This window comes from Prevotella sp. khp7 (assembly GCF_900109055.1).
Taxonomy (GTDB): Bacteria; Bacteroidota; Bacteroidia; order Bacteroidales; family Bacteroidaceae; genus Prevotella.
In genome coordinates this window covers 736,036-748,531 of record NZ_FOIV01000002.1, presented here as the reverse complement: position 1 = coordinate 748,531, position 12,496 = coordinate 736,036, and the positions used below count along the sequence as shown (strand labels likewise).

Genomic DNA, 12,496 nt, shown 5'->3' with positions numbered 1-12,496 from the left:
AATAGAAATTATTGGCAGATATTTTGGAAATTTTATTGTACCTTTGCCAGCGGTTATGAAACGTATTTTTACAATATTATTTGTCTTTCTGCTCTGTATAGGCTGTACACAAAAGGAACCCGAGCATTTCACCAATGAGATGCTCAACCGTATGACGCCAATCAAAGATCAGGGCGACAGTGAAACGTGTTGGATCTATGCCATGCTCGCCGCCATCGAGACGGAACATCTGTCATGGGGCGACTCTGTAAATCTCTCGCCTTATTATATTGAGAAACTGATGGAGCAAGAACCTGATGCGCCTAAAAACAAACATGGCGAGGCTGCGACTTTGCTCAGGCTGATTGAAAAATACGGCATCGTGGGCTATGATGCCATGCGGAAGGTTGAGACGCCTGCTCCAAAGTGGGTATTCATGCTTGGTGCCACTTACACGCCACAGGAATTTGCCCGCAGTGTATGTAAACCAGGAGAATACATACAACTGATGAGCAACAGCGACAAAACCTATTACCAAGAAATTGAGTTGGAAACAGAAGACAACTGGTTGCACGACCGTTACTTAAACATCCCCATGGACTCGCTGATTCAGAAAACAGAACACGCCGTACGCCAGCATCATGGCGTGTGTTGGAGTGATGATAAACACAGCATGGCTATCGTGGGCATTGCTCATGACGAAGATGGGAACAAATACTTCATCATGAAGAATTCCTGGGGCTCAGATCGGCCATACGGCGGACTTGACTACATTGCATTCGTCCATTTCAGAGAACACACCATCTCTGTTGTTATGACAAAAGAGGCGTATCAAAATTGATACGCCTCTTTTCTAATTTATTTATTCAGTTTCCAGGTAACACCGTCTTTCGTATCTTTCACCTCGAAACCTGCAGCAGCAAGTTCATCGCGAATCTTATCGCTGGTAGCCCAGTCCTTATCGGCCTTAGCCTTGGCGCGAAGCTCAAGAACCATATCAACCACTTTACCAAAAGCATCCTCACGGCTGTCGTTCGAACCGCTCTTCTCTGCCCTCAATCCAAGAATGTCAAAAGCAAAGAGGCGCATGGTCTCTGACAACTCCTTCAAGCAATCAGCGCAGATGGTTGCCTTGTGGTCGGTAAGCTTATTCACCACGGTACATGCCTCAAAGAGGTTACTGATTACCTGTGGCGTAGCAAAATCATCATTCATGGCGTCGTAGCACTTCTGGCGCAGCGCCTTCACAACTTTCTCTGTCTCAGCATCGCACTTGTCACTCACCTGAACACGATCCAGATCGCTGATAGCATTCATCAGTTTCTCCAATCCCTTCTCTGCAGCCACAAGAGCCTCGTTAGAGAAGTCAACCGTTCCACGGTAGTGGGCACTCAGGACGAAGAAACGAATCGTCATGGGTGAGTAGGCTTTCTCCAACAGAGGATGATTACCCGTAAAGAACTGCTCCAGCGTGATGAAGTTATTATACGACTTGCCCATCTTCTGTCCGTTGATGGTGAGCATGTTGTTGTGCATCCAATACTTTACAGCAGGATGCCCCATTGAGGCCTGAGCCTGAGCAATCTCACACTCATGATGTGGGAACACGAGGTCCATACCACCGCCATGGATATCGAACTCTTCGCCAAGGTACTTACGCCCCATGGCCGTACACTCGCAATGCCAACCAGGAAATCCGTCGCTCCAAGGCGAAGGCCAGCGCATGATATGTTCTGGCTGAGCCTTCTTCCACAGGGCAAAGTCTGCCTGGTTATGCTTCTCGCCTACACCGTCGAGCTCACGACTGGCATCCTTCACGTTCTCAAGTGAACGACCGGAAAGGATACCATACTGAAACTTTTTGTTATAAGCCTCTATATCAAAATAGATAGAACCATTACTCTCATAGGCAAAACCATTATCGATAATCTGCTGTACCAACTGCTGCTGCTCGATGATGTGACCAGTAGCGTGGGGTTCAATCGAAGGACGAAGCACATTGAGTGCATCCATCGCTGCATGATAACGATTGGTATAATACTGGGCAATCTCCATTGGTTCCAACTGCTCCAGACGAGCTTTCTTGGCTATCTTGTCCTCCCCCTCGTCGGCATCATGCTCCAAATGACCTACGTCAGTAATGTTTCGCACATATCTTACTTTATAGCCAAGATGTTTCAGATAACGGAACACCAGATCGAAAGTAATGGCAGGACGGGCGTGTCCCAGATGGGGATCGCCATACACGGTAGGACCACAAACATACATGCCCACGTTGGGGGCGTGAAGGGGTTCGAAACGCTCCTTCTGTCGCGTCAAAGTATTATAAATTACTAATTTCGAATCCATCTGTTATTTAATATATTCTGCAAAATCTGTCAGTTTCATATCGCCCTTGCGAGCCAGCGTGTCGTGCATGGCGAAGGCGGCAGTCAGGTTATGACGGGTCTGTCCCATCTTCGATATTTTCAGATAGTCCCATAACAACTGCTTATAGTCAGGATGAGCACAATTCTCGATGATGCACTCGGCACGCTGTGCCGGACTCTTACCGCGCAGGTCTGCTACACCCTGTTCTGTGACGATGATGTTCACATCGTGCTCCGAGCTGTCTTGATGGCTTACAAAAGGTACTATCGAAGAGATAACGCCACCCTTAGCCATTGAAGGACAAGTAAAGATACTCAGGTAAGCATTACGGATAAAGTCACCCGAACCGCCAATACCGTTCATCATCTTAGTACCGCTGATATGGGTAGAGTTCACGTTTCCATAGAGATCAGCTTCAATGGCTGTATTGATAGCAATAACGCCCAATCGACGGATAACCTCCGGCGAGTTAGATATCTCACTCTGACGCAGTGTCAGGTGTTTCTTCATATAGTCCATGTTGTTATACACATCCATCAGACACTCGTTAGATACAGTGAGTGAACATGCTGAAGCATCCTTCACACGACCATTAAGCATCATCTCGATGACTGAGTTCTGAATCACCTCAGTATAGATATTGAAGTCGGGCACATGCTTGTCCTCACCCAGAGCGCCGAGGATTGCATTAGCCGTTGAACCCACGCCACTCTGCAAGGGCAGAAACTCCTTGGGGATACGACCCTTGCGCATCTCCTCTACCAGGAACTCAGCTGTCAGGAATCCTATCTTATCCGTTACGGGATCGCTGTCTTTGAAAGCACGCGCCTCGTCGGGGATGTTACACTCTACGACACCTACCACCTTCTCCTTGGGGATTGACACATAAGGCTTTCCAATACGGTCGCCTACATGTTCAATGGGGATAGCCTTACGGTAAGGAGGATCAAGGGGCTCATACACATCGTGGATGAACTTGGCATTGGCGTTATGGAAACTGTTGAGTTCCAATATCACATGTTTGGCCAAACGGGCCGCTGTAGGAGAGATACCGCCAGCAGCAGTCAGATATACATGATAATCGCTACCAGCTTCTTCAATATCGCACACCTCGAGAATAGCCCAGTCCAACGGACCATAGAAGCCATAGCGCAACTCTTGTGCCATGTGGCTCAGATGGAGGTCGTTGTAGGGTATCTCACCCATATTCACATGCTTACGGAAATCAGGGTTTGTTGTATAAGGAGCACGATAGAGGATAGCCTGAGCATTTGCCAAGTCGCCATCGGTACTCTGACCTGTTGAGGCACCAGTAAAGATTGCTACTTTAAACTCGCGCCCTGCTTCATGCTCAGCAACGGCGATTTTCGCCAACTCTTTCGTTGTTGCCTTGGCTACACCCGCAGGTGTAAAGCCACTCATAGCGATATGATCGCCATTCTTAATCAGTGCTGCAGCCTCGGCAGCAGTCATACGTGTATAAGCCATATTTGTGTTAAATTTGCAAATTTTGCGTGCAAAATTAATAATAATCGGGCAAACCACCAAATAAAAGCCTTACCTTTTTTACCTTTTTACCTTTACAGCTGCTCCATCAGCACATCCCAAACTGCTATGATGTGACATACCGAACCCGCCAGGACAAAGAAGTGGAACACAGAGTGCATATATTTTTTCTTGTTGAGCGAATAGAACACCGCTCCTGTAATATAGCACACGCCCTCAGCAATTATCCAGACCACAGCTGCCGTCGATACAGAATCTATCAACGGCTTAAAGGCTACAAGCACACTCAGTCCCATGCCCACGAAACAGAATGTCTCAAGATTAGAGTGCTCTTTCAGATGGACAAAACTCACGATAGTCCCTGCAATGGCGCAGGCCCACACAAAGCAGAACAGACTCCAGCCCCAATAGCCCTGTTCCCGGAGCGCTATCAGCGTCAGGGGCGAGTAGCTTCCCGCTATATGCCAATAGATAGCGGCATGGTCCCATTTACGCAACCGCTCTTTCCACTTGGAGTGATGTTTGATAGAATGATAAAGGGTTGAAGCTACATAGCTACCCAACATTCCGAAAAGATAGAGGATTACTCCTATCCGTGCCCAATCATTATCGCTTTGGAAACACCAAACAAGAAAAATGATGCCAATCACGACACCAAGCAAGACGCCTCCGCCATGCGAGACGGCATTCCATATCTCCTCCCTTTTTGTATACCTAATCATCTACCTATATAAATATAGGAGCACGTCAGACTTCTTCGAATGGCATTTCAAAAACAAAACTAGCACCTTCCAGGTAATCGTCGTTGAAATATACTCGTCCATCGAGCAGTCGGGCTATCTCCTTACAAATGGCCAGACCAACACCAAGGCCTTCCGACTTACGGTCGAGCTTTCGGAATGGTTTAAAGAGCAAGTCGTACTGATCTGGAGCAATACCCTCACCCGTATCGTCGACGCGCAACTGAAGCATATCCCGACCCGTCTCTGACGACTCAAACGTCTTCACCTTCAGAGTCACGCAACCTTCACCCGTATGCTGACAGGCATTTTCCAGGAAAATACGCAGCAACTGTTCCAGGCGCTTACCATCGGTATAGATATAGGTATCTTTCAGGGCTACGGGATACTCATGCTGCAACTTCACATTGGGCGACATCTCATGTTTCACGCTCTCTCTTGCCTTATAGCAAACTTCCATCAGACTAACCACGGTCTTGTGAAGCGTCAGACATCCCTTCTGCATTTTCGAGAGGTCGAGCACATCGTTCACCACCATCAGCAAACGGTTGGCATTACGATGAATATGGTCCTTCATGACTAACTTCTCCGTCTCTTCCAGATGTTTACCCGTCACGCCGTTGAGCAAATCACAGAAGCCCACGATAGAATTAAGCGGCGTACGTATCTCATGACTCACATTATCAAGGAATATCTCCTCCAGATGTTTCTCTTTTGACGGAGCCTCACCAGAAGACACATTGGCGAGCCGATACACATAACCGGCTGTTTCGCCCTTCTCGTCAGTATATGGTGAAATGAAAGCTTCCAGCACCATCCCGTCATGACCAGTCAACAGTCTCCGTTCACTTTTACCCTTCCGGACAACCTCCTTCAACAGCTCATCACCTATGAGATAGGCACTCTTCATTTTCTTGAATTCCTCATTGCAGGTCGTCAGACGCCCTTCTTTATCGTAGACTCCAACGCCCATCTGGAGACCAGAAAAGGCGAGATTCAATATATGTTGATCTATAAGTTGTGACATTTACAAATATAGAATTTTCAGTTTATGGTACTGCAAAGATAGCAATTTTTTCCTAGAAAAACCAAATATTCTAGCCACAAATTGCACAATAACGACAAAAATGCGCTATTTCGTGCAAAAAAAGCGCATAAATGAACAAAAAAACACCAATTCAGGAGATTTTACTCCAATACGAATTTTTCGTTCGACCGGCACGCACACCTTTTCCGACGCAGCGTGCGTGCCTTATAAGCATTACTCATCAGCCAAGGTGAAGTCGAGCTGTTTGCGCTCGAGGTTGGCACGGGCTACCTGGATACGGATGGGGTCGCCCAGCTGATACTTGGTATGATTTCGACGACCAACAATGACGAAGTTCTTCTCGTCGAAATCATAATAATCATTGCCTAAGTCACGGATGGGAATCATACCTTCACAATGAGTCTCGTCAATCTGGGCATAAATGCCGTAGGAGGTAAGCCCCGAGATGTGGGCATCATAGGTATTACCTATCTTATCAGCCATGAACTCTACCATTTTGTACTTGATACTATCGCGCTCGGCATTCTGACTGATCTGCTCCATATCGCTGCAATGCTCGCAGAACTCCTCATACTTATCCTTATTAGCTGAGCGGGCACCGTCCTGATACTTGGTGAGCAAGCGGTGAACCATCATATCGGGATAGCGACGAATGGGCGACGTGAAGTGAGTATAGTAGTCGAAGGCCAATCCATAGTGACCGATGTTATGAACGCTGTACTTAGCCTTCATCATGGCACGCAGGGCTACTGTCTCAATGGCATTCTGCTCTCGTGTACCCTCGGCCTCTGTCATCAGGGCATTGAGCGACTTGGTGATAGCCCCCTTTGTACCGCTGGTCTTCACCTTATAGCCAAACTTAGCCACGAACTGGCGCAGGTTCTCAAGCTTTGTGGGATCGGGCTGGTCGTGGATACGATAGGGTAGCGTCTTGGCTTTAGTGCCTTTCTTCACACGTCCCACCGACTCTGCTACGGTCTTATTAGCCAGCAGCATGAATTCCTCGATGAGCTTATTGGCATCCTTTGAGGTTTTAAAGTAAGCCTTTACGGGTTTGCCCGTCTCATCGATATCGAAGTGGAGTTCCTCACGGTCGAACTTCACGCTGCCGTTCTTGAAGCGGGCTGCACGGAGTTTCTTGGCGAGGGCATCAAGCTTAATGAGTTCGTTGGCGTTCTCGCCCTTATATGGATTTTTCTTCGTTGCGGGGGGAGCAGGCTCACCTGTACCATCCTTCACGCCATTGTCTTCAAGTATCTGCTGCACTTCTTCGTAAGCATAACGACGATCGCTCCTGATGACGGTATGAGCAAGATGCCACTTCTTCACATTAGCCTCATCGTCCATCTGAAAGATGACGCTATAGCAGAGTTTCTCCTCGTCGGGACGGAGCGAGCAGATGAAGTTACACAAACGCTCGGGCAGCATGGGAATGGTGCGATCGACGAGATAGATACTCGTGGCGCGGTTGAAGGCTTCCTTATCGATGGTTGAACCTTCTTTCACATAATGGCTCACATCAGCGATATGAACGCCTACCTCCCAAAGTCCGTTATCGAGCTTACGGATGCTGAGGGCATCGTCGAAGTCCTTGGCATCCTTGGGATCGATAGTACAGGTAAAGACGTCACGCATATCCTCGCGGCGCTCTATCTCCTGCGGCGTAATACCTGCATCAATCTTCTCTGCGGCATCCTCTACGTTCTTAGGATACTTATAGGGCAGACTATACTGAGCCAAGATGGCATGCATCTCGGCATTATTCTCACCCGTCTTGCCTAAGATGTCGATTACGGAACCGATGATGTTCTTATGCTCGTTGTCGGGCCACTGGATGACTTTCACCACCGCCTTGTCATCTGTCTTGCCGCCCTTCAACTTACGCTTAGGGATAATGATATCGTGAACGAAGGTCGAATCCTGCGGAATAAGGAATGCCATATCTTTCTCGACACGGAGCTTACCCACAATCGTATCATGGGCACGCTTCACAATCTCAATCACCATAGCCTCCTTGATGTGCTTGTCGCGACGGGCCATATACGACACCTTTACCCTGTCGCCATCCATAGCCGACATAGAGTTGCGCTCCGCCACAAAGACTGGCGTACCGCCATCATCGGGCAAGAATGAGTTACGACCACTCACCTTGCGACGGAACACACCTTCCTGAACCTGTGTCTTGAGGTTCAGACGGTAAGAGTTATCACTGACCTTCGACAGAAAGTCGTCCCATGCCATCTCCTCCATCGTATCGATGGCGAGCATCTTTAGAGGATGCGTGTCGAGCTTAAGGGTCCTGAATATCTGTTTGAATGTAAATGTCTCATTAGGGTTATGCTGGAAGAGATTCTGCAGCAGTTCGCTGACTTGTTTCTTCCCTAAGCGTTTACCTCCTTTTTTCTTTCCCATAGATTTCTATTCTTTTAAGTTTTTGGCAAAGATACGCATTTTTCCGGAAAATTACGTATCTTTGCACCCAAAATTTAAGAAAATGAAGATATTAGTCACTGGTGCCAGCGGTTTTATTGGCTCTTTCATCGTTGAAGAAGCTCTTAATCGGGGTTTCGAGACTTGGGCTGCCGTACGCAAAAGCAGTTCAAGGAAATACCTACAGGACGAGCGCACCCACTTCATTGAGCTGAATCTCTCATCGAAAGAACAACTCGCTGAACAGTTACGCGACTGCGACTTCGACTACGTGGTGCATGCCGCCGGTGTTACGAAATGCTTGAACAAGGCCGACTTCCAGCGCATCAACACCGAAGGGACCAAGAACCTTGTAGACGCTCTTCTGGAGGTTAAGATGCCTCTGAAGCGATTTATATTCGTAAGCAGTCTCAGCATCTTTGGTGCCATCAAAGAGCAGCAGCCCTACGAAGAAATCCGTGAGACCGACACGCCCCAGCCCAATACTGCCTACGGACGAAGCAAGCTGGCAGCTGAACAATATCTGGAATCATTGGGTACTCGCGTACCTTATATTATATTAAGGCCGACAGGTGTTTACGGACCGCGCGAGAAAGACTATTTCATCATGGCCAAGAGCATCAAGGGGCATTCCGACTTTGCTGTTGGTTTCAAACGTCAGGACATCACGTTTGTCTACGTACGCGACGTGGTACAGGCAATCTTCCTTGCTCTGGAGAAGGGACAGACAGGCAGAAAGTATTTCCTCAGCGACGGAAATGTCTATCAGAGCGTGACGTTCAGCAACCTCATCCACGAAGAATTGGGACGCCCCTGGTGGATACGCATCACAGCACCCGTATGGGTCCTGCGCATCGTGACCTTCTTCGGAGAATACATCGGAAGGATGACAGGTAAGGTGACAGCACTCAACAACGACAAATACAACATTCTGCGCCAACGCAACTGGCGATGCGACATTCAACCAGCCATCGACGAACTGGGCTATCAGCCTCAATACGACCTACAGCGTGGCGTAAAGGAAACAATCAAATGGTACAAGAATAACGGATGGTTATAAAGGATATATTCAAGATTGAGAAAAAGCCACGCAAGGGACTGCTGGCCGTAGAATGGGTCATCATGGGCTATGTGCTGCTGACATTGTTGTTGGCACTCTTCATGTCGACGAAGATCTACGATATCGAACCCATCATCTGGGGACGCTTCCATATTGTAATGATGACACTGGCCCTCTGGTTCGTGTATCGGCTAATTCCATGCCGCTTCACGCTGTTTTGCCGCATCGGCCTACAGTTGGTACTCCTGTCGTTCTGGTACCCAGAAACCTACGAGTTCAACCGTCACTTCGCCAACCTCGACCATCTCTTTGCAGGCTATGAGCAGCAAGTCTTCGGCTGCCAGCCCGCCCTACTCTTCTCACAGGCCATCACGAATCCTGTGTTCAGCGAGCTGATGCATTTGGGCTATGCCTCGTATTTCCCACTGATAGCCGTTATCACACTGTTTTATTTCTTCAAGAGATATACGGAGTTCAACCGCGCAGAGTTCATCATCCTCAGCTCATTCTTCATCTATTACGTCATCTTTATCTTCCTACCTGTCACCGGTCCGCAGTACTATTATCTGGCAGCAGGATTCGATAATATCGCCAACGGTGTATTCCCCGACGTGGGCAACTGGTTCGCCACCCATATGGACAGAGCAACCACCCCTGGATGGAACGACGGTTTCTTCTACTATCTTGTGGAGAGTGCCCATGACGCAGGCGAACGCCCCACGGCAGCCTTCCCCAGCAGTCATGTAGGTATCACCACCATCCTGATGTTCCTGGCCTGGAAGGCGCGATGCAAGCCTCTCTTCTGGGGCATGATGCCCTTCTACGTGCTTATGTGCTTTGCCACGGTCTACATTCAGGCTCACTACGCCATTGACGTGATTGGCGGATGGATTTCCGCCGTCGTCATTTACGCGGTTCTGCATTTTTTCGCCCGAAAATTTGTTTAATTCAAAAATAATGTCTACCTTTGCAACCAAGTAAGTAAGGATAAGACATATTAGAAATCAAGGATTCCGACACGACACCATTGTCGGGATTCTTTGTTTTTTACGTCTGACTTAAAACAAGATCATAAATCAATAAAATAATAAGTATTATGGCTTACATGTCACAAGAAGGCTACGACAAACTGCTAGCCGAACTGAAACATTTAGAGAGTGTAGAGCGCCCCAAAGCCTCTGCTGCTATTGCTGAGGCACGCGAGAAGGGCGACCTGAGTGAAAACAGTGAGTACGACGCTGCCAAGGAGGCACAGGCACATCTGGAAGATAAGATCAACCAGCTGAAGGTGACAATCTCTGAGGCAAAGGTTGTAGACACGAGCCGTCTGAGCACCGATGCCGTACAGATTCTGTCAAAAGTAGAGATGACCAACCTGATGAACAAGGCCAAGATGACCTATACCATCGTCAGCGAGAGCGAGGCTAACCTCCGCGAAGGCAAGATCTCTATCCAGACCCCGATTGCACAGGGCCTGCTGAACCACAAAGTGGGCGACGAGGTGGAAGTGAAGATTCCTCGTGGCACCATCAAACTGCGCATCGACAAGATAACCGTAGGATAAAGGTAAAAGAGTAAATAAGGTAAAAGAGGTAAGTTATGGATATTTTTTCTAAGATTGCCGCTGGTGAGATTCCCAGCTACAAGTGTGCAGAGAACGACAAGTTCTACGCATTCCTCGACATCAACCCGCTGGTAAAAGGTCACACGCTCGTGATTCCCCGTCGCGAGGTAGACTATATCTTCGATATGGACGATGACGAGATTGCCGAATATCAGGTGTTCGCCAAGAAAGTGGCCAAAGCCGTCAAGGCAGCCTTCCCTTGTAAGAAGGTGGCTCAGGTTGTGCTGGGTCTTGAGGTGGCCCATGCTCATATCCACCTCATTCCGATGCAGTCAGAGCAGGATGTTGACTTCCGCCGTGAGAAGCTGAAACTCACGGAAGAGGAATTCAAGGAAATTGCCGCTAAGATACGTAAGGAGTTTGTCGATTAGACAAACTCCTCTCCATATTTCAGACGTACCTCATTCACGTATTTCTTCACCATCGAAGAGTTATCGCTCTTCTTACAAATCATCAGTACGTCGCCCTCTTCGGCCACGATATAACCTTCAAGTCCGTTAAACACGCCCAGTTTCCCTTTCGGCAGACGAATGATGTTGTTATGGCAGTCTTCCAGCAACACCTGCGAGTCGAGCACCACATTATCATCTTTCACCTTGGTCATCACCTCATATATGGCATGCCACGTGCCGAGGTCGGCCCATCCGAAATTGCACTTCATGACAAACACCTCCTGACTCTGCTCCAGAATGGCATAGTCGAGCGAGAGATTGGGATAGCGCGGATAATTCTCCTCCACGTATACCAATTCCTCCTCATAAGTATAGTTGGGCTTCTCAACGTTCAGGTTACGCAGTACGGCGGGGAATATGTACTTGAAGTTCTCTATCAGGTGACGGGCACTTGCAATAAAGATACCAGTATTCCAATAGAACTCGCCACTCTCCATGAACATCTTAGCAAAGTCGCGCTCAGGTTTCTCGGTGAACGACTTCACCTTATACACCTCAGGCTTACAGCTCAGATCGCCCAGTTGTATATAACCATAGCCAGGCTCAGGCCGCGTAGGCTTCACCCCCATAGCCAGCAGGACATTGTTCTCAGACACATAGCCTACGCCTACATCCATGCTGTGCGAAAACGAAGCCTCGTCGAGCACCAGCTGGTCTGAAGGCGATATGATGATGTTTGCATCGTTGTTCTGTCGCAGGATGCGCATCGTGGCCCAGGCCACACTCGGTGCCGTGTTTCTGTGAATCGGTTCCACAATGGTATTGTGCTCAGTCACCTCAGGCAACTGTTCCTGCACCAAATGCAGATACTCTCTACACGTACATATATATATATTCTCTTTAGGCAGCAAACGGGCAAAGCGATCGAATGTTGCCTGCAACTGAGTCTTTCCCGTTCCGAACAGGTCTACGAACTGCTTAGGGTACTGCTCCCTGCTGACAGGCCACAAACGACGTCCGCGGCCACCGGCAAGGATGATACAGAAATTCTTCTTATCAGTTATTTCCATGTATTGGTTATTAGCAAAATTTACTGCTGCGAAGATACATATAATAGTTGATTAAAACAAATATTTTTAAGTTTTTTATAAGAAACCTTTGGAGTTTCAAATTTTTATCGTACCTTTGCACCCGCTTTAGGAGCCCAGTTGCATCTTTTTACCAAGCCCAGATGGCGGAATCGGTAGACGCGCTGGTCTCAAACACCAGTGGGGCAACCCGTGCCGGTTCGACCCCGGCTCTGGGTACGACAAGACTCCTAAGCATAAGTGCTGCAAGTATAAACTT

11 protein-coding genes and 1 tRNA gene are annotated in these 12,496 nt (G+C 48.1%); 6 read left to right on the top strand and 6 right to left on the bottom strand.

Annotation, left to right across the window (positions count from 1 at the left end; genetic code table 11):
* Window positions 1–55 precede the first annotated feature (55 nt).
* Window positions 56–820, top strand: a complete 765-nt coding sequence (locus BMX82_RS06545; protein WP_036913901.1) for a C1 family peptidase — start codon at window positions 56–58, stop codon at window positions 818–820.
* 17 nt (window positions 821–837) lie between these two features.
* Here the strand turns inward: BMX82_RS06545 and cysS are convergent, their stop codons facing one another.
* The 5 genes from cysS to rnr form a co-directional block, all read right to left on the bottom strand.
* Window positions 838–2,328: a cysteine--tRNA ligase gene (gene cysS, locus BMX82_RS06540; RefSeq protein ID WP_036913904.1), complete on the bottom strand. Its 1,491-nt coding sequence runs from the start codon at window positions 2,326–2,328 to the stop codon at window positions 838–840.
* A 3-nt stretch (window positions 2,329–2,331) separates the two neighbouring features.
* On the bottom strand, window positions 2,332–3,837 hold the full coding sequence (locus BMX82_RS06535; protein ID WP_036913906.1) for a succinate CoA transferase: 1,506 nt from the start codon (window positions 3,835–3,837) through the stop codon (window positions 2,332–2,334).
* A 92-nt stretch (window positions 3,838–3,929) separates the two neighbouring features.
* Window positions 3,930–4,577 carry a PAQR family membrane homeostasis protein TrhA gene (gene trhA / locus BMX82_RS06530; RefSeq protein WP_091767058.1) on the bottom strand — a complete coding sequence of 216 codons (648 nt, stop codon included), beginning with the start codon at window positions 4,575–4,577 and terminating at the stop codon, window positions 3,930–3,932.
* Between the two features lie 25 nt (window positions 4,578–4,602).
* Window positions 4,603–5,622 carry a sensor histidine kinase gene (locus BMX82_RS06525; protein WP_036913910.1) on the bottom strand — a complete coding sequence of 340 codons (1,020 nt, stop codon included), beginning with the start codon at window positions 5,620–5,622 and terminating at the stop codon, window positions 4,603–4,605.
* A 234-nt stretch (window positions 5,623–5,856) separates the two neighbouring features.
* Window positions 5,857–8,055, bottom strand: coding sequence for a ribonuclease R (gene rnr, locus BMX82_RS06520; RefSeq protein WP_091767054.1), 2,199 nt, complete (start codon window positions 8,053–8,055; stop codon window positions 5,857–5,859).
* An 82-nt stretch (window positions 8,056–8,137) separates the two neighbouring features.
* On the opposite strand from rnr, the gene BMX82_RS06515 reads away from it, so the two are divergent.
* The 4 genes from BMX82_RS06515 to BMX82_RS06500 all read left to right on the top strand — a co-directional run bounded on the left by BMX82_RS06515 (window position 8,138) and on the right by BMX82_RS06500 (window position 11,128).
* Window positions 8,138–9,133: an NAD-dependent epimerase/dehydratase family protein gene (locus BMX82_RS06515; RefSeq protein WP_091767051.1), complete on the top strand. Its 996-nt coding sequence runs from the start codon at window positions 8,138–8,140 to the stop codon at window positions 9,131–9,133.
* The gene (locus tag BMX82_RS06510) at window positions 9,124–10,080 is read left to right on the top strand and encodes a phosphatase PAP2 family protein (RefSeq protein ID WP_036913921.1); all 957 of its coding nucleotides are present in this window, start codon (window positions 9,124–9,126) and stop codon (window positions 10,078–10,080) included. The genes BMX82_RS06515 and BMX82_RS06510 overlap by 10 nt, the downstream gene beginning before the upstream one ends.
* Window positions 10,081–10,229: 149 nt before the next feature.
* Window positions 10,230–10,697, top strand: a complete 468-nt coding sequence (gene greA, locus BMX82_RS06505) for a transcription elongation factor GreA (RefSeq protein ID WP_036913923.1) — start codon at window positions 10,230–10,232, stop codon at window positions 10,695–10,697.
* Between the two features lie 35 nt (window positions 10,698–10,732).
* Entirely contained in the window at window positions 10,733–11,128 is a 396-nt protein-coding gene (locus tag BMX82_RS06500; RefSeq protein WP_036913925.1) for an HIT family protein, read from the top strand.
* On the opposite strand, the gene BMX82_RS06495 is transcribed toward BMX82_RS06500, so the two are convergent.
* Window positions 11,125–12,219, bottom strand: a complete 1,095-nt coding sequence (locus tag BMX82_RS06495; RefSeq protein ID WP_036913927.1) for a mannose-1-phosphate guanylyltransferase — start codon at window positions 12,217–12,219, stop codon at window positions 11,125–11,127. The genes BMX82_RS06500 and BMX82_RS06495 overlap by 4 nt on opposite strands.
* Window positions 12,220–12,374: 155 nt before the next feature.
* Here BMX82_RS06495 and BMX82_RS06490 point away from each other — a divergent pair.
* A tRNA-Leu gene (locus tag BMX82_RS06490) sits at window positions 12,375–12,456 on the top strand.
* Window positions 12,457–12,496 lie beyond the last annotated feature (40 nt).